Genomic DNA, 22,713 nt, shown 5'->3' with positions numbered 1-22,713 from the left:
CTCTTAAACTGAGCGCCCCTCAACGGACAAAAGGACTTTGTCATGACCGCGCCAGCACCTGCCCCCACGGCCAACCCCACTGCCGTCCATTACGACATCGTGAAAAATGCTGTTCCCACCTGGCTGCTCCACGCCGGTAGCGACACCCATGCCCGGATGCGGACAGCGGGGGCTTCGAGCCCCGCCTGGTACGTGAAGGGTCGCAAGGACATGCCCGAGGTGGTCGAACAACTCGCCGTCAGCTACACCGATTATCGGATCAGCCTGCGCGAGGTAAACGAAATATTCGACCTGCTGCCATCGCCCGAAGCCTTCGCCCGCCCCCGACTGGAAGCCGAACTGGAAAAACGCTTCGGCCTGAAACTCGACACCACCGGCACGTACCTCTTCCACGCCCGCCACGCCGTGGTCGACAACTCGTTCGCTGGCGCTTCCAAAGACCCGATGGTGCAGTTGCAGAACGCCCGCAAAGCCGCGATCAGCACGCTCTTGCAGGCCGCGATGCAAAACTTTGAAGCCGTGGACGCGGCAGCCGGCGGCATGGACGACGACGCCATCCGCGCCGGGCTGTATGAAGACTACCCACTGGAGGTGCTGGCCATCCGAGGCAAACGCCTGAGCATCGAGCCGCATGAATTCGCCAGCCTGTGCCGCGAGATGGACTTGGGCCGACAGTACCAGGACCACATCGAGCTGCTGCTGCAGTGGCTGCAGCGCCCCGGCGACGCCGCCGGTACAGGCCGGGCCGAGGTGGCCGCGCGGGTCAAATTGCTGGAGCGCGCAACGCTGCACGTGCACGCCCACGTGGCCCTGCTCAAGGGCGACATCGACGCTGATATGCATCGGCAATTGACGCGCCTGACGGCCAGTTCCCCCTACACCGCGTTCAGTCACCTCAGCGTGTTCGACACGCCATTGACAGGGGTGACGCTGATCCACGACACACGGCGTTATTCAGACGGCCTTGAGCGCATCATCGCCTACATCCCCGACGACCCCGTGGCCCCACTCAAATGCTACCCTTCCCGGCTGGCCTTCATGCAGGCCCTGCGCGACCGTCTGATCGAACCGGCTTACCAACGCTTCTTCGCCACCCTCGTTCCGGCGCGTGAGCGCAACCGCCTGTTTACCCGGCTGCGGCAAACCCTTTACCCCAAAGTGTGGAACAGCACCCGAGGTTGGTACGAGGTCAAGCTGAACAAGGACGCCGCCATCCACTTGAGCACCACGCCCTTCGACACCTATTGGCTGGAAGCGCTGCACGACCGCAAGGTGGCCACGCTCAAGGACGATGCCCGTTTTCACCTGGTACCCACCGCCGACGAAGACCAGAAAACCCGCGACGCCAGGCTGCAGTATTTCGAAGACAAGTTTTTCGACGCCCTGAACGTCGCGGCCTTCGTGGTACCCGGCGTGGGCGAGATCATGCTCGCGGTGACCGCCGCGCAGTTGTGCTACAGCACCTATGAAGGCTTCGACGCACTGGTCAAGGGCGATCAGGACAGCGCCTTCGGCTACCTGATGGGCGTGGTGGACAACCTGGCGATGATCGCCCTGATGGCCGCGGGCGGCGCTGGGCTGGCCGCCGACGTGCCCGGGGTGAGCGTGCCCGAGCCGGTGAAGGCCATGCGCCCCGTGACCCTGCCTGACGGCACCAGGCGGTTGTGGAAGCCGGATCTTGCGCCCTTCCATCACGACGTCGTGCTGCCTGCGGCGCTGAAGCCCAATGAACTGGGGCTGTATGAATATGCCGGCAAACTCTGGCTACCCAAGGACGGACGCACCTACAGCGTCAGGCAAGGACCTTACCGGCTGGCACACCCCGACCGACCGGGCGCCTACGAGCCACTCCTGCGCCACAACGGCAAGGGCGCATGGCTGCACGAACTCGACCGCCCCCAGGACTGGGAAGGCCATGAACTGTTCCGCCGCCTGGGCCCTATGACAGACGGCATCAGCGACGAGGCCGGCAGCCGTATCCTGCGTGCCAGCGATACCCATGAAGCCGTGCTGCGCCGCTCACTCGCCGAAGGGGAACGACCTCCGCCGCTGTTCGATGACACCTTGCAGCGCTTTCGCCTGGACCAGCAGTTGGACACTTTCATACACCAGCTGGAATCCGGTTTCACCGTGACCGATGACGCACTGCAACTACAGCTCCTGAGCGAAGCGCCGGGCTGGCCTGACGGGCGCCTGCTGGAATGGGTGGACACCCAGGGCACCCCCTTGCGCACCTTCGGTACCCCGCCCGGTAGCCGTCCGCCCGTCAGGGTCGTCGAAGGCACCATCGCCCTTGACGTGGTGCTTGAGCAACTCGATGAAGCCGAGGTCAAGGCCCTGCTGCAGGAGAACGTCAGTGCCGGCCAACTGAGCACGACGGCGCGCACTCGCGAACTTCGTCAACGGCTGGCCGAGCAAGCCCGCCGCCATCGCACCCGGCTGTTCGAACAGCGCTATCAGGCGCTGCAAACCAGCGACGATGCTGTGGCCGCGCGGCTCCAGCAACAGTTCGAAGGCTTGCCCCGCGCGGTAGCCGATGAGCTGGCCGCGCAGGTCACCCCGCGAGAACGCACGCGCCTGCTGGCCGACGGGACGCCACCAGAACGCGTGTCTGGCGAAGCCCGCTTTTTCCTGGAGACGCTGCGCCTGAACCGCGCCTATGAAGGCCTTTACCTGGAGACTGGCCCCAACCCGGATACCGAGGTGGTCAAGCTGCACAGTATCGAGGCACTGCCGGGCTGGTCGAAGGAGGTACGCATTCGTGTGCGCGACGGCGCCTTCCACGGCCCGCTCCTGGACCAGGTGGGCACGGACCAGGCCCGCGTCGACAAAGTGCTGATAAAGGATACCGACCGCTACGAAACGCGCGACAGCGACAATCGCCACCTGCATGGCCGGGATGACATATATGGCGCCGTGCTGCATGCCTTGCCGGATGCCCAACGCGCCGAACTGGGCTTTCCCGGCGTCAACCAGCAACAGGCCCTGCAACAAACCGTGCGCGATGCCCCGTTGCTGCCCCGGTACAAAGTCCGCGAGCTGTTGAACATGGCCGCCGACAAACCGGGGGCCAAGTCGCCCATGGCACTGGCGGAAGGCCGGCCAGGCATGGCCTTGCGCGGCCCGGCGCGCCCCGGGCGAATCATCACCGAGGACAGCTTGCTGGACAAGATCCGCATTCTGGAGCTGGAGTCGCCCCTCGATGCCCACGCTCGTACCCTGCTGGAGGAGCTGTACGCGGCCGGGCTCAACCGCGAAGCCATCGACGCCCGCCTCAACCGGCTGCTGGATGAACAGCAGCACCTGCGCGCGGCGCTGGACGAATGGGTGATGGAGTCTGCCGCGATTCCGTCGATGGACCCGGCGCGCGCCGGTAGCCGACAACGCATCGGCGACGCGCTGTGGCACTGCTGGCGACACGGCGCCCTGCCGGAAACCGGCCGGGGCAGCCACGAACTCCGGCTGGACGCGGTTTACCTGGCCGACTTCCCTCCCCGGCTGCCCTCGTTTCTGCTGGAACGCGTGGAGCGCCTGAGTGTGCGAGACCTGCGCTTGAACACCCTGGCGTCACCGTGGATCAGCGACCTCTTCATTCCCAACCAGCTGGACCTGGCGATCCAGGCCGAACGCACGGCCGCGCAGGGGTTGCTGCAACGCTTTCCGGCAGTGACCGCATTGTCGATCGAAGGCGCGGCGTCGCCGGCCTTCGCCTGGTTCCGCGACTGGCCCGGCCTGATTGCCGAGCAATACCCCGAGCTCACCGAACTGAGCCTCAGGAACCTGCGCATTGCCATGCAGGAGTCGACCCTGGCCACGATACGGCGCCTGCCGCGGTTACGCCGGCTGGACTTGAGCGGCAACCCGTTCTACGCCCCGCTGGACATCAGCGGGCTGGAGCTGGAGTACCTGGGCATGGACCATACCGCGGACCAATGGAGCGTCTTCAGGCCCGACTGGTTCAACACCGAGGTACTGGAGCACACCACACAATTGTCCGTACGCGGCAACCACCTCAGTGAACTGCCAGCCCACATCCTCGCCAACCCGGCGGGTAGCCCGCGCCAGACTCGCCTGATCGTGCGCGACAACCCATTGCCCCGCGAAACCATGATTACCCTGCGCATGAGCGAGCGCTCAGACAGCCGCTTCATCTTCGACGCCGACTTGCCCGAAGATGAGCTGCAAGGGCTGGTACGCGAAAGCCGCGCACTGCGCCAGGCGGTGGACGACTGGCTCGCGACCTCGTCGTCCTCCAGCACCGTGGATGCGCCGCGCCGGGCGTTGCGCCAACGGACCGCCGAGGCAATCAACGAGTATTGGCAGACCTACAGTGTCGAAGGCGCGCGGCCATTCCTCGCGCTGGAAGGCGGCGCCCTTGCCGACTTCCCCGGCACCCTGCCCGACCGTTTCTACGAGAACATCCACCACCTGACGGTCACCCGCACCGACGCCACGGCCGCTCAGATCAATAGCCTGCTGCAACGCTTCCCGCGCCTGCGCAACCTGATCTTCACCGACCACATCAGCGCCATGACCGAGCTGCCGACCGCACTGCAGAACATGACCGACCTGCGGGCGGTGAGCCTGGTGAACCAAGGCTTGACCATAGACCAGGCAGCCCTCGACTTCTTCGCTGGGCTGCCTTCGCTTGAGTCGCTGGTACTGAATGGCAACACCCTGGGCACCATCACCCATGCCCGCGGCCTTGCCGCCCGCAACATGGCGTGGTTGAGCCTGGACAATACCGGTCTCCGCCAGTGGCCTGAGTGGCTGGGCGACCTGATTCCCGACCACCTAGAGCGCCTCGGGCTGGAAAACAACGGCTTGACCGAACTGCCGGAGCACATACTGGCCAACCATCGCCGCGACACAGGCCATACGGTCATTGAGCTGCGCAACAACCCCCTGACCCACGAGACCATGCGCAGGGCACACATTTCGGAGTCCTACTACCGGCCGTACGGCTTCGACATGGATTTGCCCGAGGACATTCTGGAGCTGTCACAAAGCGATGCACACAGCTCCGATTCCGAGGGGAGCGCGCACACGCCGCACAGCCCTGGCTTGGACGTGGAAGCCAGCGCCCAGGTGGCCACCGTCGAGCCGTGGCTGGCCGGCGATGTCGAAGCTGAGGCCGGCCGGCGCCAGACCTGGGAACAGATAGCCACCGGCGCAGACGCCGGGCACTTGCTCAACATGATCGACCGGCTGCGCCAGACCGCCGATTTCCGCCGGCTGGCCACCCGCGCCGAACTGAACCAGCGGGTCTGGACCGTGCTGCAGGCCGCCGCGGCCGACACCGAACTGCGCCTGCTGCTCAACGGCATGGCCGAAGAACCCCTGCAGCTGCTACTGGACCACTCCACCTGCCCGGACGGTATCAGGCTGGCGTTCAACCAGATGGAAATCCAGGTGTTCACGCGCCAGTCCCTGGCGGGTATCGAAGCCGACCAGCGAGGGCAAGTGCTTGACCGCCTGGTACGCCAGTTGTACCGCTCCCAGGAACTGGACCGTTTTGCCGTCGAACAGGCCGGGGCGCGTGACCAGGCCGAAGTACGCCTGGCGTACCGCCTGCGCCTGGCCCGGGAATTGAACCTGCCCCTGCCACCCGGGCGCATGCTGTACGAAGGCACCGCGGACCTGCGCCCCGGTGAACTGGATGATGCCCGGCGCCATGTGCAACGAGGGGAACAGGGTGACGCCTTCCTGCAGTATGCGGCGGACCGCGACTTCTGGCAGGCCTACCTGCGTGACACTTACCCGGAGCGTTTCGCGGCGCTCAAAGTGGAGTACGAGGCGCGGGTGCTGAAGTTGACCGAGGATTCGCCTGGGGAGTCGATCGAGCAGTTGGGCGACCAGTTCAAGCAATTGGAAACCCAATGGCACAGCAGCGAACGGCAGTTGCTGATGGAACTGACGGCGCTGGAAGGCCGGCATTACGCTTGATGGGCTGGGGCCGCCGCCACGGGGCTGTGCATCAGGGCAAAAAAAGGGGCGGTGCCAACGGCACCACCCCTTTTTTTTTCAACCTGCGGTGGTCAGTCCGCCAGGCGCCAGGTGGTGGCACCCTTGCCGTCCTCCAGCACCACGCCCATGGCGGTGATCTGGTCACGGATGCGGTCCGACTCGGCCCAGTCCTTGTTCGCCCGCGCCGCCAGGCGCGCGGCAATCAGGGCTTCGACTTCAGCCGCGTCAACCTTGCCTTCGGCACCGGCGCGCAGGAAGTCATCCGCTTCCAGTTGCAGCACCCCCAGCAACCCGCCCAGCTCACGCAGGCGCGCCGCCAAGCCAGCCGCCGCATCGACATCGCTGTCACGCAGGCGGTTGATTTCGCGCACCAGGTCGAACAGCACTGCACAGGCTTCCGGGGTGGCGAAGTCGTCGTTCATGGCGTCGGTGAAACGCTGAACGTAATCCTCGCCACCGGCGGCGGCCACGGCCGGCAAGCCCTTGAGCGCGTGGTAGAAGCGTTCCAGCGCACCCTTGGACTCGCGCAGGCTGTCCTCGGAGTAGTTGATGGAACTGCGGTAGTGGCTGGACACCAGCAGGTAGCGCACCACCTCCGGGTGATACTTGGCCAGCACGTCGCGAATGGTGAAGTAGTTGCCCAGGGACTTGGACATCTTCTCACCATTGATGCGGATCATGCCGCAGTGCATCCAGGCATTGGCGTATTGCTGGCCGGTGGCGGCCTCGCTCTGGGCGATCTCGTTCTCGTGGTGCGGGAACTCCAGGTCGTTGCCACCGCCGTGGATGTCGAAGGTGTCGCCCAGGCAGCAGGTCGACATCACCGAGCACTCGATGTGCCAGCCCGGCCGGCCCGGGCCCCATGGCGATTCCCAGCTCGGCTCGCCGGGCTTGACGCCCTTCCACAGCACGAAGTCGAGCGGGTCCTGCTTGGCTTCGTCCACTTCGATGCGGGCACCGATGCGCAGGTCTTCGATCTTCTTGCGTGACAGCTTGCCGTAGCCCACGAACTTGCCGACGCGGTAGTACACGTCGCCGTTGCCCGGGGCGTAGGCGAAACCCTTGTCGATCAGGGTCTGGATCATCGCATGCATGCCGGCGATGTGGTCGGTGGCACGCGGTTCCAGGTCCGGCTTGAGGATGTTCAGGCGCGCTTCATCCTCGTGCATCGCGTCGATCATGCGCGCGGTCAGGGCGTCGAAGCTTTCGCCGTTGTCCCGCGCGCGGTTGATGATCTTGTCGTCGATGTCGGTGATGTTGCGCACATAGGTCAGGTCGTAGCCGCTATGGCGCAGCCAGCGGGTCACCAGGTCGAAGGCGATCATGCTGCGGCCATGGCCAATGTGGCAGAAGTCGTACACGGTCATGCCGCACACGTACATCCGCACCTTGTTGCCGTCCAGCGGCTTGAAGACTTCCTTGCTCTTGGTGAGCGTGTTGTAGATCGTTAGCACGATGATTCCTTAGCTGCCCCACGAGTCGCGCAGGGTGACGGTACGGTTGAATACCGGACGACCAGGCTGGGTGTCTTTCAGGTCGGCGCAGAAGTAGCCTTCGCGCTCGAACTGGAAGCGGTCTTCCGGCTGTGCGTTGCCCAACGAAGGCTCGGCACGACAACCGGTCAGCACTTGCAGCGAATCAGGGTTGATGTTGTCCAGGAAGCTGGCGCCTTCCTCGGCCTTTTCCGGGCTCGGGGAGCGGAACAGGCGGTCATACAGACGCACCTCGCACTCGACGCTGGCGGCGGCCGGCACCCAGTGGATCACGCCCTTGACCTTGCGGCCCTCGGGGTTCTTGCCCAGGGTGTCGGGGTCGTAGCTGCACAGCAGCTCGACGATGTTGCCGTCGGCATCCTTGATGGCTTCGTCGGCACGGATCACGTAGCTGCCGCGCAGGCGCACTTCACCGGCTGGCTCCAGGCGCTTGTAGCCCTTGGGCGGCTCTTCCATGAAGTCGTCGCGGTCGATGTAGATCTCACGGGCGAACGGCAGCACGCGAACACCCATGTCTTCCTTCGGGTGGCGTGGCAGCTCCAGGGTTTCTTCCTGGCCTTCGGGGTAGTTGGTGATCGTCACCTTCAGCGGGCGCAGCACGCACATGGCACGCGGGGCGTTGCGGTCCAGGTCGTCACGGATGCTGAATTCCAGCATGTTCATGTCCACCACGCCGTCGGAGCGGTTGGTACCGATCATTTCGCAGAAGTTGCGAATGGACGCGGCGGTGTAGCCACGACGGCGGAAGCCCGACAGGGTGGACATGCGCGGGTCGTCCCAGCCCTGCACGTGCTGCTCGTCCACCAGTTGCTTGAGCTTGCGCTTGCTGGTCACGGTGTAGCTCAGGTTCAGGCGGCTGAACTCGTACTGGCGCGGGTGGCTGGGCACCGGCAGGTTGTCCAGGAACCAGTCGTACAGCGGCCGATGGCCTTCGAACTCCAGGGTGCAGATGGAGTGGGTGATGCCTTCGATGGCGTCGGACTGGCCGTGGGTGAAGTCGTAGTTGGGGTAGATGCACCACTTGTCACCGGTCTGGTGGTGGTGGGCATGGCGGATGCGATACAGGATCGGGTCGCGCAGGTTCATGTTCGGCGAGGCCATGTCGATCCTGGCGCGCAGCACGCGCTCGCCGTCCTGGAACTCGCCAGCTTTCATGCGGGCGAACAGGTCCAGGTTCTCTTCCACCGAACGCTCGCGGAACGGGCTGTTCTTGCCAGGCTCGGTCAGGCTGCCACGGTATTCGCGGGCCTGTTCCGGGGTCAGGTCGCACACATAGGCCTTGCCGGCCTTGATCAGGTCCACGGCCCAGTCGTGCAACTGGTCGAAATACTGCGAGGCGTAGCGCACTTCGCCGGCCCATTCGAAACCCAGCCACTTGACATCACGCTCGATGGCGTCGATGTACTCCTGGTCTTCCTTGGCCGGGTTGGTGTCGTCGAAGCGCAGGTGGCACACGCCGCCCAGCTCCTTGGCCAGGCCGAAGTTCACGCAGATCGACTTGGCGTGGCCGATGTGCAGGTAGCCGTTGGGCTCCGGCGGGAAGCGGGTGACGATGCTGGCGTGCTTGCCCGAGTCCAGGTCGGCCTGCAGGATCGGCCGCAGGAAATTGGTCGGGACTACCGGCGCGCCTTTGGCGTTTGCGGCATTGGGAGCGTGATCGGCGGTGGGCTTGCTCATAGGATCCTTGAAAACGTACCTGTGGCCATGGGTAGGCCGACTAAATCAAAGCGCTTATCATAGCCGAAGCTGTCAAGTCGCTGACAGGCCAGTCTGCCGGGTTTCGCCGGCCGTCTGCGAAAAAACAGCCTCGAAATGCGTATCGCGACCTGTAAACTGCGCGTCAGGGTTATAAATGACCCGCCACATTCTCTAAAGAAGAGCGAATCCTGAAATGTCCAAAGTAAAACTGATTACCAACTTCGGCGACATCGTGCTGCAGCTGAACGCTGACAAGGCTCCGAAAACCGTGGCCAACTTCATCGAATACGTCAACGCTGGCCACTACGCCAACACCGTGTTCCACCGCGTCATCAGCAACTTCATGATCCAGGGCGGCGGTTTCGAGCCAGGTATGAAGGAAAAGAAAGACAAGCGCCCAAGCATCCAGAACGAAGCCAACAACGGTCTTTCCAACACCAAGTACACCGTCGCCATGGCCCGTACCATGGAGCCGCATTCGGCTTCGGCGCAGTTCTTCATCAACGTCGCCGACAACACCTTCCTGAACCACAGCGCACCGACCGTTCAGGGCTGGGGCTATGCCGTGTTCGGTGAAGTGGTCGAAGGCAACGACGTGGTCGACAAGATCAAGGGCGTGGCCACTGGCTCCAAGTCGGGCCACCAGGACGTACCGGTAGAAGACGTGGTCATCGAGAAAGCCGAGATCATTGAGTGATTCTGCTGATCTCTGATCTGCACTTGCAGGAAGAACGTCCGGACATCACCCGGGCGTTCCTGGAGTTTCTCGCCGGGCGCGCGCGCTCGGCGAGCGCTCTTTATATTCTGGGGGACTTTTTCGAAGCCTGGATCGGCGACGATGGCATGACCCCCTACCAGCTTTCGATCGGCGAGGCCCTGCGCGCCCTGAGCGACAGTGGCACGAAGATCTTTCTGATGCACGGTAACCGCGACTTCCTGCTTGGCCGGCACTTCTGCAAGCTGGCGGGCGCGACGCTGCTGCGCGACCCCAGCGTGGTGGACTTCTACGGCGAGCCGGTATTGTTGATGCACGGCGACAGCCTGTGCACCCGCGACGAAGGCTACATGCGCATGCGCCGCATCCTGCGCAACCCGCTGACGCTGTTCATCCTGCGCCACCTGCCCTTGCGCACCCGCCACAGGCTGGCACGCAAGCTGCGCAGTGAGAGCCGCGCGCAAACCCGCATGAAGGCCAACGATATCGTCGACGTCACGCCCGAGGAAGTGCCGCGGGTGATGGCCGAGCACAAGGTCACCACCTTGATCCACGGCCACACCCACCGGCCCGCCATCCACAAGCTCCACGCAGGCGATGCGCCGGCGCGGCGGATTGTACTGGGGGATTGGGACAAGGATGGGTGGGCGTTGCAGGTGGATGAGCAAGGGATGTCCCTGGCGGCGTTCCCCTTCTAGACCGCGTCGCCTTTTTCCCGAGCTTCGCTCGGTCTCACCAGGTCAGCAAGAACCCTGTGGGACCGGGCGAAGCGGGGGAACGCCGCACCACCGATCAGTGGCCCGCGGCCTCCGGCCCGGCCTTGGCGCTGAACGGCGGCTTGGCCAGCCAGACGATCAGAATCAACCCCATGAACATCCAGCCCAGCAGCGTGAAGTAATCCACGGTGGACAGCATGTAGGCCTGCGCCTCGACAATCCCATCCAACTGCTGATAGGTCTTGAGCCCCGCCCCGCCCATCTGCTGAATCGCATGCTGGGTCGCCGGGTCGTACGGCGTGATGCTTTCCGTCAGGTAGGCATGGTGCTGGTCCGCCCGGCGAATCCAGATCCAGGTGGTCAGCGAGGCGGCGAAGCTGCCGCCCAGGGTCCGCAGGAAGGTCGCCAGGCCCGAACCGTCGGCGATCTGCGCGGGCGGCAGGTCCGAGAGCAGGATGGTCAAGGTCGGCATGAAGAACAGCGCCACCCCGATACCCATGAACATCTGCACCAGCGCCACGTGGTTGAAGTCCACCTCATTGGTAAAGCCCGCCCGCATGAAGCAACTGGTGCCGATGGCCAGGAACGCCAGCCCCGCCAGAATCCGCAGGTCGAACCGGGTGGCGTATTTGCCCACGAACGGCGACATCAGCACCGGCAATATGCCCAGCGGCGCCACCGCCAGGCCCGCCCAGGTGGCGGTGTAGCCCAACTGCGTCTGCAACCACTGGGGCAGGATCAGGTTGATGCCGAAGAACCCGGAATAACCCAATATCAGCACAATGGTGCCGAAACGGAAGTTGCGGTACTTGAACAGCTTCAGGTTCACCACCGGGTGCTCGTCGGTCAGCTCCCAGATCACGAAGAACGCCAGGGCAATGGCCGATATCACTGCGCCGATAACAATGAAGTTGGACTCGAACCAGTCAGCGTCGTTGCCCTTGTCGAGCACGATCTGCAAGGCCCCGACCCCGATGATCAAGGCAATCAGGCCCACGTAGTCCATGGGCTGGCGACTGGTGACCACCGGCCGCGCCGCCAACTGCTGGCGCACCACCAGGCAGGCGAAGATACCGATGGGCACGTTGATGAAGAAGATCCACGGCCAGCTGTAACTGTCCGTGATCCAGCCACCCAGGATCGGTCCGGCAATGGGCGCCACCACCGTCACCATGGCCAGCAGTGCCAGTGCCATCCCCCTTTTCGCCGGGGGGTAGACCGCGATCAGCAGTGTCTGGGTCATGGGGTACAGGGGCCCTGCCACCACGCCCTGGAGCACGCGGAAGCCGACCAGTTCGGGCATCGAGGTGGAAATACCGCACAGGAACGACGCCAGCACGAACAGGATGGTAGCCCACAGGAACAGCTTCACCTCGCCGAACCGTCGGCTCAGCCAGCCGGTCAGCGGCAAGGCGATGGCGTTACTCACCGCAAACGAGGTGATGACCCAGGTGCCCTGCTCGGAGCTGACGCCCAGGTTGCCGGAAATGGTCGGCAATGCCACGTTGGCAATGGTGGTGTCGAGCACCTGCATGAAAGTCGCCAGCGACAGGCCGATGGTGCTGAGCAGCAGGCTGGGCGGCTTGAAGGAAGCGTTGCTCATCGCAAATCCCCGGAAAAGAAGTCGATCAGGCCCGGCGCGTGCGCACCGGGCCTGCGGATTGGCGAATCAACGTTGGGCAGTGTTGCCGGCGCCAACGCTGTTGTCGTGGATCAGGCGGTTGATCATGTCGTCGGCTTCACCCAGTTGGCGGTCGTAGACCTGAGTGCTGAACGACGCTTTTTGCGGCGGCTGCTGGGCCAGTACCGGGCCGCTCTGGTCGTGCAGGTTGACGTCGACCACGGTGGACAGGCCGATACGCAGCGGGTGCTTGCTCAGCTCATCCGGGTTCAGATGGATACGGACGGGTACCCGCTGAACGATCTTGATCCAGTTACCGGTGGCGTTCTGCGCAGGGAGCAACGCAAAGGCGCTGCCGGTGCCGGCGCCGAGGCTGTCCACGGTGCCGCTGAACTTGACATCGCTGCCGTACAGGTCGGCGGTGATGTCCACCGGTTGGCCGATGCGCATCTTGCTCAGCTGGGTTTCCTTGAAGTTGGCGTCTACCCACACCTGGTCCAGGGGAATGACCGCCATGGTCGCGGTACCCGGCTGGATACGCTGGCCCAGTTGCACGGTACGCTTGGCCACGTAGCCGGTCACCGGCGCGATCAGCGTGGTACGGGCATTGGCCAGGTAGGCCTGGCGCAATTGCGCCGCGGCAGCCATCACTTCCGGGTGGGTGGCCACAGTGGTGTCATCCACCAGCGCGGTATTGCTCTTCAGGCCCTGCTGCGCGTTGGCGACCGCTGCCTGGGCCGCGTTCAGGTCGTCACGGGCGTGGGACAGCTCTTCCTGGGAAATCGCCCCACCGGCAGCCAGGGTACGACGACGGTCGTAGTTGTCCTGGGCCTTCTTCAGGTCGGTCTGGCGCGACAGCAACTGCGCCTTGGCGCCGTCGACATTGCTGTACAGGCCGCGCACCTGGCGCACGGCCTTGGCCAGGTTGGCCTGGGCACTTTGCAGGTTGACCTTGGCGTCGGCCGGGTCGAACTCCAGCAGCACTTGCCCGGCGTGTACCAGGTCGCCGTCATCGGCGCCGATGCTGGTGACGGTACCCGTGACCAGCGGAGTGATTTCCACCACGTTGCCGTTCACATAGGCGTCATCGGTGCTTTCATTCCAGCGGCCGTACATTTCGTACCAGCCCCATACGCCGAGGCCACCCAGGATCACCAGCAGCAACAGAAGGAACAGCAGTATTTTGCGCTTGCGCGGGTTGCCGGCGTTGGGGGTGTCCGATTGCGGAGCCTTGTCCGGTGCATTTGTAGCGGAGGCAGTAGCCATGACAGATACCTAGCTTATTCAGTCTGTGTTGCGTGTGCGGGAGTGGTAGCGGCCTGGGCAACGTCTTCGCCCTGATAACCGCCGCCCAGGGCTTGCATCAACTGGATCGACAGGTCGATCTGTTCGGCGTTGAGGCTGGCCAGTTGTCGTTGTGCCTGCAGCAATTGCTGCTCGATGGTCAGCACGTCCACGTAGTTGCCGATACCCGAGCCGTAACGCAGGGTGCCGGTGTCGAAGGACTGCTTGGCAATGCTGGCCGCGCGCGCCTGGGCCTTGATCTGCAGGTCGATGGCGTGCAACTGGTTGACCGCGTCGCTGACATCGCCAAGGGCCTTCACCAGGCTCTTGTTGTACTGCGCCACGGCCAGGTCGTAGTCGGCGTCCGTGGCGTCGAGGCTGGCGCGCAGGCGGCCACCGTCGAAGATCGGCAGCGACACGGTGGGGGCGATGTTGAAGAACTTGCTGGCGCTGCCGAAAAGGGCATCACCCAACAGCGACTGGGTACCGGCGGCGGCGCTCAGGTTGAGGTTGGGGTAGAAACGCGTCTTGCTCGCGGCAACGTCCTTGCTCGCGGCCTCCACGCGCCAGCGGGCAGCCACCAGGTCGGGGCGCCGGCCCAGCAGTTCGGCGGGCAGCACGGAAGGCAAGGCCACCGCGGCCGGTTGCAACACCTTGGGCCGGGCAATTTCGTTGGCACGATCCGGGCCTTTGCCCAACAGCACCGCCAAGGCGATCCTGGCGCTCTGCAGGCGCTTGCTGGCGTCTTCGGCCGACGCCTGGGAGCTGGCGGCCAGGCTTTCGGTTTGCTGGAACTGGTAGTCGCTGTCGATGCCGGCGGTCAGGCGGCGCTGGCCCAGCTCGAGCATCTGCTGGGTGCGCTTGAGGTCGTCCTGTGCCAGGTCGTACATGATGTAGGCCTGGCCCAGGTTGCTATAGGCACGGGCGACATCGGCGGCCAGGGTCAGGGCCGCGGCCTGGCGGTCCACTTCGGCGGCACGGGCCTGGCCCAGGGCGGCCTCCCAGGCGTCACGCTGGCCGCCCCACAGGTCGAAACTGTAGTTGAACGACAGGTCGGCCTGGCGCACGGTGGCGTACAGGCCACCAATGCCTTGCGGGTCTTGCACCTTGGGCAGGCGCTCGCGAGTCACGCCGGCCTGGGCGTCCAGGGTGGGCATGCGCGCGGCGTCGGCCGCGTAGGCGGCTGCATCGGCCTGGTGGGCTCGGGCCGCGGCCACCTGCATGTCGGGGCTGTCGCGCAGCGCTTCGCGGATCAGGCCGTCGAGCTGGTCATCGCCCAGGCTCTTCCACCAATCGGCCCTGTGCCAGGCAGCCGGTGACAGGGTCACGCCCTTGAGCGTGGCGTCGGCATGAAGGTTTTTTGCATCAGTGGCCACACCGGAGGTGGTCAGGTCATGGAAGTTGGCGCAGCCGGCCAGGCTCATGGCCAGAAACACCAGGCTGAACCGGTTGCGTAAGGACTTGCCGCTCATTTAGCACCTACCCGCAAGGCGGTGAGGGTGTCCCCTGCCGCCAGCAATACTTTGGTTAAGATTCGTTCCAGGCTTTCCAGTTCATCCGGGGCGAGCACGCCTACCAGCTCGTTCATGGCCGCGGCGCCCACCACCGGCAACTTGCCCGCCAGCGCCAGGCCGGCCGGTGTGAGGCTGACCCGTACCTGACGGCGATCATCGGCACAAGGTCGACGGCTGATGAAGCCTTTTTGTTCCAATCGGTCGAGCATGCGCGTCATCGAGCCGCTGTCCAGCGACAGGTAGCGGCACAACTCGGCCGGCCGGTCGACATCGAACTGCTCGATGATGATCAACACCTTGAACTGCGCGGCAGTCACCCCTTCGGGGACCAGGTGCGTATCCAGGATGCGGTCCTTGACGGACGACGCACGGCCCAGGAGCAGGCCGATGGTGCAAGTGCGAAAGTTTTCCGGGGTGAAATGTTTCATCGTGTAAAAGCCTGCCTAGGCAGTAATTTATACAAGATGTTACTGCCTAGGCAGCTAATGTCAAATTAAATTGTTAGCTTGCTTATTATTCAGACGTTCAGGGGCGGGGGAAATTCAGTGACCCTGTGGTGCGGCCTTCCCGAGCTTGGCCCGGCCCCACAGGGTTCGGGGGGGATATCAGGCGGCGGGCACACCGCTGTGAAAGCGGAATTCTGCGTCAGGGCTGAGGATCAGATCGGCTTCCACCGCCCGCACCTTCTCCACGGTGCGGGCGATATCCTCGGCCTCGCCATATTGATGCGCCAGTTTCAGGTAACCCTGATAGTGCCGCGCCTCGCTCTTGAGCAGCCCGTGGTAGAACGCCCCCAGTTCTTCGTCCAGGTGCGGCACCAGGGCCTCGAAACGTTCGCAACTGCGCGCTTCGATGAAGGCGCCCACCACCAGGGTGTCCACCAGCTTGACCGGCTCATGGTTGCGCACCACTTTGCGCAGGCCCGACGCATAGCGGCCAGCCGACAGTGGACGCAGCTCGATCTTGCGCTTTTTCATCAAGCGGATGACCTGCTCGTGGTGCACCAGCTCCTCGCGGGCCAGGCGCGACATCATGTTGATCAGGTCGGCGTGTGTGCAGTATTTGGCGATCAGGCTCAATGCCGTGCTGGCGGCCTTGAACTCGCAGTTCTTGTGGTCCACGAGCATGGTTTCCTGGTCGGCCAGGGCCGCGTCGACCCAGGCCTGCGGCGTCCTGCAACCGAGGAACTCATGGATTTCAGACAGCATGCTCGACTCCTCAAGGGGCGCAAAAGCCGGCGATTATACGGACGCCACGGCCAAGCGCCAGCCGCTATGCTTGATACAGGACAGGGCGGCGGACTGACGGCTGTCTATAGTAGTGGCATGCCTACCTCGCAGGAGACCCGTCATGCAAGCGATCCGCAGCCTTCTGGTGGTGCTGGACCCCGGGCACGCCCACAGCCAGGCGCTGACCCGCGCGAAGTTGATCGCCGGTGTGACCCAGGCCCACCTGCACCTGTTGATGTGCGACCACCACCAGGACCACAGCGCCCTGCTGAGCCTGCTCAAGACCCAGCTTCACGACAACGGTTTCAGTGCCAGCGCCGAGCAGGCCTGGGAAGGCAGCCTGGAAAAGACCATCATCAAGGTGCAGCAAGCCGAAGGCTGCGGCCTGGTGATCAAGCAGCACGTCCACGAAAGCGCGCTGAAACGCTTTCTGCTGACCCCCACCGACTGGAAGCTGCTGCGCCAATGCCCGTGCGCGGTACTGATGGTCAAGAGCGAGCGGCCCTGGAGCCACGGGGTGATCCTGGCGGCGGTGGACGTGGGCAATGCTGACGGCGAGCACCGGCACCTGCATGCTTCGATTATCGAGCACGGTTTCGACATTGCCCGCCTGGCCAAGGGCGACCTGCATGTGATCGCCGCCCACCCCTCCCCCATGCTGTCGGCGCCAGACCCCACATTCCAGCGTTCCGAAACCATCGAAGCGCGGTATCGGGAACAATGCCTGGCGTTCCAGACCGAATTCGATATCGACCATGCGCACCTGCACATCGCCGAGGGGCCGGCGGATGTGCTGATTCCATTTACCGCGCAGAAACTCAAGGCCGCCGTGACGGTGATTGGCACAGTGGCGCGCACCGGGGTGGCGGGCGCGCTGATCGGCAACACCGCCGAAGTGGTGCTCGACACGCTGGAGAGTGACGTGCTGGTGCTCAAGACTGACGAAATCATCGCGCACCTTGAGGAGTTGGCGCGGGGGTGAGGCGGTGTATCTAGCGGCCTCATCGCGAGCAAGCTGTGCTCCCACAGCGTTCACACTTAATCAAAGTGAACACGGTGGGAGCACAGCTTGCTCGCGATGAGGCCAGTAGCCACCCTGCAGGATTCAGCCAGCAAACGCATCCTGGAGAAACCCCGGTGCGATGTAGCGCTCGTAATGCGCCTCGGACAGCAGGAAAAATTCCCGATCAATGGCATCGCGCAATTCCGGTAGCTCCCAGTTGCGGAATTCCGGCAGCAAAGCCATGCCATACGCCTCCAGCTGGTTGATGACCCGCGCGCCACGGGCGATCAACTGGTAGGCCCAGCAGTATTCGGACTGGTGCGCCACAAAACGGATCTTGCGTTGTTCCAGCTGTTGGCGCAGCTTGTCCTTGTCGAAGACTTCCAGCTTGGCCACCATCACCTGCACCAGCAACTGTTCCAGGCGCAGCCACACCGCGCGCTTGGCCTCGTCGTCGTAACCGTTCCAGTGGATGACCTCGTGGTGGAAGCGCTTGCAGCCGCGGCACACAAGGTCCCCGTAAACCGTGGAACAGAGGCCTACACAGGGGGTCTTGATGGACTGGTTGGACATGGCTTGGCAACGCTTTGAAAAGTAAGACAGGCGGCCATGTTAGCCCTTTGTCTAAGGATGATCACCCCTGAAGTGGTAGGGCTTAACTTACCTTTCTTGTTTTTTTGCCGTAGAATCACGCTGCCTTTTTAGGCACCAATGTCCGCTAGAAGCTGTTTTCAAAGCGTCACGAGCACAGTTATCCGACAGAACGGCGTTGGCGCAGGTATTTTCAGGCACGAATACCTGGCGCCAGCCCTCATCAGCTCCCCGTTCTGGAGGCGTAAAACTTTGAAAGCAGCTTCTACAAGGAATTTCTGCAGCCCCGGCCTCGACGGCGGGAAAGCCGTGCAGCGCATGGGCGCAGAAATGACTGGATGAGCGTCCCGGACAGGGACCACTGATGAGGGTAATAACTGTGCTTGAAGCCTACCGCAAACACATCGAAGAGCGTGCCGCCCAGGGTATCGTGCCCCAGCCGCTTAACGCCGAACAGACAGCCGGCCTGGTCGAGCTGCTGAAGAATCCTCCCGCTGGCGAAGAAGCCTTCCTTGTCGACCTGATCACCAACCGCGTACCGCCAGGTGTGGACGAAGCGGCCTACGTGAAGGCCGGCTTCCTTTCCGCCCTGGCCAAGGGCGAAGCCACCTCCCCGCTGATCGACAAGAAGCGCGCCGTTGAGCTGCTGGGCACCATGCAGGGCGGCTACAACATCGCCACCATGGTCGAGCTGCTGGACAGCGCCGAGCTGGCCCCGGTCGCGGCCGAGCAGCTCAAGCACACCCTGTTGATGTTCGACGCCTTCCACGACGTGGCCGAAAAAGCCAAGAACGGCAACACCCACGCCAAGGCCGTGATCGAGTCCTGGGCTGACGGCGAGTGGTTCAAGAAGCGCCCTACCCTGGCCGACAAGATCAGCCTGCGCGTGTTCAAGGTGACCGGCGAAACCAACACCGACGACCTGTCCCCCGCACCCGACGCCTGGTCGCGCCCGGACATCCCGCTGCACGCCCTGGCCATGCTGAAAATGGCCCGTGACGGTATCGTCCCGGACGTGCAAGGCTCCATCGGCCCGATGAAGCAGATCGAGCAGATGCGTGGCGAAGGCTTCCCGATCGCCTACGTCGGTGACGTGGTGGGTACCGGTTCGTCGCGTAAATCGGCGACCAACTCGGTGCTGTGGTTCTTCGGCGACGATATCCCTTACGTGCCGAACAAGCGCGCCGGTGGTTTCTGCTTCGGCTCCAAGATCGCCCCGATCTTCTACAACACCATGGAAGACGCCGGCGCCCTGCCGATCGAATTCGATGTCTCGAACATCAACATGGGCGACGTGATCGACCTGTACCCGCATGCTGGCAAGGTCTGCAAGCATGACAGCGACGAAGTCATCACCACCTTCGAACTGAAAACCCCCGTGCTGCTGGATGAAGTCCGCGCTGGCGGCCGTATTCCGCTGATCGTGGGCCGTGGCCTGACCGAAAAAGCCCGCGCCGAACTGGGCCTGGGCCCGACCGACCTGTTCAAGCTGCCCGAAGCCCCGGTCGACACCGGCAAGGGTTTCACCCTGGCGCAGAAGATGGTCGGCAAGGCCTGCGGCCTGCCAGAAGGCAAAGGCGTGCGCCCTGGCACCTACTGCGAACCGAAGATGACCACCGTGGGCTCCCAGGACACCACTGGCCCGATGACCCGCGACGAGCTGAAAGACCTGGCCTGCCTGGGCTTCTCCGCCGACCTGGTCATGCAGTCGTTCTGCCACACCGCCGCCTATCCGAAGCCGATCGACGTGGTCACCCACCACACCCTGCCGGACTTCATCCGCACCCGTGGCGGCGTGTCCCTGCGGCCAGGCGACGGCATCATCCACAGCTGGCTGAACCGCATGCTGCTGCCTGACACCGTCGGCACCGGTGGCGACTCGCACACCCGCTTCCCGATCGGCATCTCGTTCCCGGCCGGTTCCGGCCTGGTCGCCTTCGCCGCTGCCACCGGCGTCATGCCGCTGGACATGCCGGAGTCGGTACTGGTGCGCTTCAAGGGCAAACTGCAACCTGGCATCACCCTGCGTGACCTGGTCCATGCCATCCCTTACTACGGCATCCAGAAAGGCCTGCTGACCGTCGAGAAGAAAGGCAAGATCAACGCCTTCTCGGGTCGCATCCTGGAAATCGAAGGCCTGGACGAGCTGACCGTTGAACAGGCTTTCGAACTGTCCGACGCCTCGGCCGAGCGCTCCGCCGCCGGTTGCACCATCAAGCTGCCGGAAAAGGCCATCGCCGAGTACCTGAAGTCGAACATCACCCTGCTGCGCTGGATGATCAGCGAAGGCTACGGCGATGCCCGCACCATGGAACGTCGCGCACAGGCCATGGAAGCCTGGCTGGCCAACCCTGAGCTGCTGTCGGCCGACGCCGATGCCGAATACGCCGAGATCATCGAAATCGACCTGGCCGACGTCAAGGAGCCTGTCCTCTGCGCCCCGAACGACCCGGACGACGCGCGTCTGCTGTCCACCGTTCAAGGCCAGAAGATCGACGAAGTGTTCATCGGCTCGTGCATGACCAACATCGGTCACTTCCGCGCCGCCGGCAAACTGCTGGACCAGGTGAAAGGCCAACTGCCAACCCGCCTGTGGCTGTCGCCGCCGACCAAGATGGACGCTCACCAGCTGACCGAAGAAGGCTACTACGGCATCTACGGCAAGGCTGGCGCGCGCATGGAAATGCCAGGCTGCTCGCTGTGCATGGGTAACCAGGCACGCGTGGAGCCGAACAGCACCGTGGTCTCGACCTCCACCCGTAACTTCCCGAACCGTCTGGGCGATGGTGCCAACGTGTTCCTGGCCTCCGCCGAACTGGCCGCCGTTGCCTCGATCCTGGGCAAGCTGCCAACCGTCGAGGAATACATGGAGTACGCGAAGAACATCGACAGCATGGCTGCCGACGTTTACCGCTACCTGAGCTTCGACCAGATCGCCGAATTCCGCGAGGCAGCTGCCAACGCGAACATTCCGGTGGTCCAGGCCTGAACCTGACCGGCAATGAAAAAACCGCCCACTGATATGGGCGGTTTTTTTTGCGTCACACCCTGGCAATGCCTGGGGCAGCGCTCAATCGAGCAGCGTCACTTCATCCAGTTCGAATTCGGCAACGATGCCTTTTCGGGTGTTCAGGTACGCCGTACGATCACTGGTGCGGTACACCCCACCGTATCGAGTCCCGGTATGACGCACGGCCGAGGATACCTTGACTTGCTCGCCTGCCGCACCGAACAGCCAGAATCGCGTGGGGCGGTTTTCATCCTGCCCGGCGATGACTTCGAGCTTCCAGAGGTTTTCGACACTGGCCACCTGATAAACCCCAAGGTAGCCGTTGGTACTAATACCCAGCGCGGCACCTTCATACCCACTGTCAACGTCCCCGCTGTTGACCGAGTAATGAAAGCGACCATCAGCTTCCTTCTGATATTCAAATTTGAACGGAGTACTCGGCACCGAGCCGTCGGCTACCAACAGCCAACCGCCCTTTGTCAGCCCATTGCTTCGCGACAGCGTGACAACGCCCCTTACTCCAATGCCTGCGCACTTCAGCCGTGCGGAAAAACCACGTCCCATGACATTTTCCATACTCTATCTCCATTCAAGAGGATAACCCGCGAGCCGGCGGGGTCCCTAAATGCAAGCGCGGGATAACCGACGCGCGTCAGATCAAAGCCACTGGACCACGCGTAGTTCAAACACGACCTCCTCGCCATCCATCACGTTAATGGTTTCCTCGCCTTCGCCCCCACTGCGATCCAGCAGCACGGCGTCCCCGTCCTCAGTCTTGAGCTGCACGCGTGCTGGCACTTGCTCATCGCCTTGCTCCAGAACTTGCAACTGCCACTTGTTAGAGATTTCCTCATCAAGCGGATATAAGCCCAAGGCACCATTGATATCGATATCCAGTACCGCGCCCGGCTCGCCCGTAGTGATTTCAAACAGTGGCAGGCCATCGGGGCTGCCTTGATAGTTGAAGGTCAATGCCGTTCCTTCGCCCTCTTCACGAACGCCCAGGGCGCCTGTTCCTTCTATCTCCCCAACGGGGACCACATTCACCGCCCCACGCAACGTGTCGGAGGTACAAACGAGCGTAGCGATAAATGTTTTTTCAAAAACGTCATGCATGATGGAACTCCTTTTCCTCTATTGAAAACAGGGCGGGCACTCAAGCACGCGCCGCACCAGGTGTTTAATTGTTCACGCCCACATGGGCAGACTTGCCAATGAATGAAAGCCCTTCGAGCTGGCTCATGATGACCTCCTGGTCATGCATCGTCCTGAAACGGCCTATAGCAGTTCAATGATCTGCGCCTTGAAGCGGGCAGCTTCAGGCGCCCTGACATTGAGGTAGCTTTGCCGATAAATCCCTACGCGCTGCCCCAGGTTATCGCGAAGGTAAAAATGGATGTCTTCACCCACTGCCCATTCGCCCAAGGGTTCGAGTTTCCAGTGGTGGGTGACCTCGGCAACCGTGTACAACCCCAGGTAATGGTTCAGGCTCAGGCCCAACCTGGCCCGCGGGTAGTACTCGTTCTCGTGGGTATGGATGTGGTAGTGAATACGGTTCTCGGTCGTCGTTTCGATGTGCTCGAAACGTAACTGCAGCGGCTGCGCCGCCCCCCCTACTACCAGCCAGCCCGACTCGCCATGCAGTATCGAATCTGACCATCCTACGGCGCCTTCATAAGGGGCAGTTGTGCAAAAGAGCTTGGCGATAAAGGACCTTGTCTTGATATCTTCCATGATGTCATTCCCGTTTCTGGACCACCGCGAATTCGGTGTAACGGGGAAGGTAGGCCTGGGGCAACCGGAAAGACAGAGTGAAAAAGCCCCACGGAAAAGGGATAGCGGGTGCCGTGATGAATGGCATGAGCGGGTTTA

The 22,713-nt window shown here is 63.1% G+C and carries 16 protein-coding genes; 5 read left to right on the top strand and 11 right to left on the bottom strand.

The features are described from left to right. Window positions 1-42 precede the first annotated feature (42 nt). On the top strand, window positions 43-5,946 hold the full coding sequence (locus QBK88_RS11645) for an NEL-type E3 ubiquitin ligase domain-containing protein (protein ID WP_277962149.1): 5,904 nt from the start codon (window positions 43-45) through the stop codon (window positions 5,944-5,946). Between the two features lie 92 nt (window positions 5,947-6,038). On the opposite strand, the gene cysS is transcribed toward QBK88_RS11645, so the two are convergent. Both cysS and QBK88_RS11635 read right to left on the bottom strand, forming a co-directional pair. Continuing rightward, complete coding sequence (gene cysS / locus QBK88_RS11640) at window positions 6,039-7,421, bottom strand: cysteine--tRNA ligase (protein ID WP_277962148.1); 1,383 nt, start codon at window positions 7,419-7,421, stop codon at window positions 6,039-6,041. A 9-nt stretch (window positions 7,422-7,430) separates the two neighbouring features. Continuing rightward, window positions 7,431-9,137, bottom strand: a complete 1,707-nt coding sequence (locus QBK88_RS11635; RefSeq protein ID WP_277962147.1) for a glutamine--tRNA ligase/YqeY domain fusion protein — start codon at window positions 9,135-9,137, stop codon at window positions 7,431-7,433. 214 nt (window positions 9,138-9,351) lie between these two features. Between QBK88_RS11635 and QBK88_RS11630 the strand changes: the two genes are divergently transcribed. Together QBK88_RS11630 and lpxH are read left to right on the top strand one after the other, a co-directional pair. Then, a complete protein-coding gene (locus tag QBK88_RS11630; RefSeq protein WP_277962146.1) occupies window positions 9,352-9,855 on the top strand; it encodes a peptidylprolyl isomerase in 504 nt (167 codons plus the stop codon). Continuing rightward, window positions 9,852-10,571: a UDP-2,3-diacylglucosamine diphosphatase gene (gene lpxH / locus QBK88_RS11625; RefSeq protein WP_277962145.1), complete on the top strand. Its 720-nt coding sequence runs from the start codon at window positions 9,852-9,854 to the stop codon at window positions 10,569-10,571. The genes QBK88_RS11630 and lpxH overlap by 4 nt, the downstream gene beginning before the upstream one ends. Before the next feature lie 94 nt (window positions 10,572-10,665). On the opposite strand, the gene QBK88_RS11620 is transcribed toward lpxH, so the two are convergent. The 5 genes from QBK88_RS11620 to QBK88_RS11600 all read right to left on the bottom strand — a co-directional run bounded on the left by QBK88_RS11620 (window position 10,666) and on the right by QBK88_RS11600 (window position 16,216). After that, on the bottom strand, window positions 10,666-12,192 hold the full coding sequence (locus tag QBK88_RS11620) for a DHA2 family efflux MFS transporter permease subunit (RefSeq protein WP_277962144.1): 1,527 nt from the start codon (window positions 12,190-12,192) through the stop codon (window positions 10,666-10,668). 66 nt (window positions 12,193-12,258) lie between these two features. Further along, entirely contained in the window at window positions 12,259-13,476 is a 1,218-nt protein-coding gene (locus tag QBK88_RS11615) for an HlyD family secretion protein (RefSeq protein ID WP_277962143.1), read from the bottom strand. Window positions 13,477-13,490: 14 nt separating this feature from the next. Beyond that, on the bottom strand, window positions 13,491-14,966 hold the full coding sequence (locus QBK88_RS11610; RefSeq protein ID WP_277962142.1) for an efflux transporter outer membrane subunit: 1,476 nt from the start codon (window positions 14,964-14,966) through the stop codon (window positions 13,491-13,493). Further along, the gene (locus tag QBK88_RS11605; protein WP_277962141.1) at window positions 14,963-15,436 is read right to left on the bottom strand and encodes a MarR family transcriptional regulator; all 474 of its coding nucleotides are present in this window, start codon (window positions 15,434-15,436) and stop codon (window positions 14,963-14,965) included. Before QBK88_RS11605 ends, QBK88_RS11610 begins: the two co-directional genes overlap by 4 nt. Before the next feature lie 177 nt (window positions 15,437-15,613). Then, complete coding sequence (locus tag QBK88_RS11600) at window positions 15,614-16,216, bottom strand: tRNA-(ms[2]io[6]A)-hydroxylase (protein WP_176570171.1); 603 nt, start codon at window positions 16,214-16,216, stop codon at window positions 15,614-15,616. A gap of 142 nt (window positions 16,217-16,358) precedes the next feature. Here QBK88_RS11600 and QBK88_RS11595 point away from each other — a divergent pair, with 142 nt between their 5' ends. After that, on the top strand, window positions 16,359-17,219 hold the full coding sequence (locus tag QBK88_RS11595; protein ID WP_268149806.1) for a universal stress protein: 861 nt from the start codon (window positions 16,359-16,361) through the stop codon (window positions 17,217-17,219). Between the two features lie 123 nt (window positions 17,220-17,342). Here QBK88_RS11595 and QBK88_RS11590 read toward each other — a convergent pair whose 3' ends face one another. Next, window positions 17,343-17,813, bottom strand: coding sequence for a DUF1289 domain-containing protein (locus tag QBK88_RS11590; protein ID WP_277962140.1), 471 nt, complete (start codon window positions 17,811-17,813; stop codon window positions 17,343-17,345). Between the two features lie 397 nt (window positions 17,814-18,210). Between QBK88_RS11590 and acnB the strand changes: the two genes are divergently transcribed. After that, a complete protein-coding gene (gene acnB, locus QBK88_RS11585) occupies window positions 18,211-20,820 on the top strand; it encodes a bifunctional aconitate hydratase 2/2-methylisocitrate dehydratase (protein WP_277962213.1) in 2,610 nt (869 codons plus the stop codon). A gap of 81 nt (window positions 20,821-20,901) precedes the next feature. Here acnB and QBK88_RS11580 read toward each other — a convergent pair whose 3' ends face one another. The 3 genes from QBK88_RS11580 to QBK88_RS11570 all read right to left on the bottom strand — a co-directional run bounded on the left by QBK88_RS11580 (window position 20,902) and on the right by QBK88_RS11570 (window position 22,575). Next, window positions 20,902-21,417 carry a hypothetical protein gene (locus QBK88_RS11580; RefSeq protein ID WP_277962139.1) on the bottom strand — a complete coding sequence of 172 codons (516 nt, stop codon included), beginning with the start codon at window positions 21,415-21,417 and terminating at the stop codon, window positions 20,902-20,904. Between the two features lie 81 nt (window positions 21,418-21,498). Continuing rightward, window positions 21,499-21,957, bottom strand: a complete 459-nt coding sequence (locus tag QBK88_RS11575) for a hypothetical protein (RefSeq protein ID WP_277962138.1) — start codon at window positions 21,955-21,957, stop codon at window positions 21,499-21,501. A 162-nt stretch (window positions 21,958-22,119) separates the two neighbouring features. Further along, window positions 22,120-22,575, bottom strand: coding sequence for a hypothetical protein (locus QBK88_RS11570; protein ID WP_277962137.1), 456 nt, complete (start codon window positions 22,573-22,575; stop codon window positions 22,120-22,122). Window positions 22,576-22,713 lie beyond the last annotated feature (138 nt).

Origin of the sequence: Pseudomonas sp. RIT-To-2, assembly GCF_029623465.1 — a bacterium.
Classification (GTDB): Bacteria; Pseudomonadota; Gammaproteobacteria; order Pseudomonadales; family Pseudomonadaceae; genus Aquipseudomonas; species Aquipseudomonas silvicola.
Note: the sequence above shows the minus strand (reverse complement) of the source record. Positions and strands in the feature narration are given on the sequence as shown.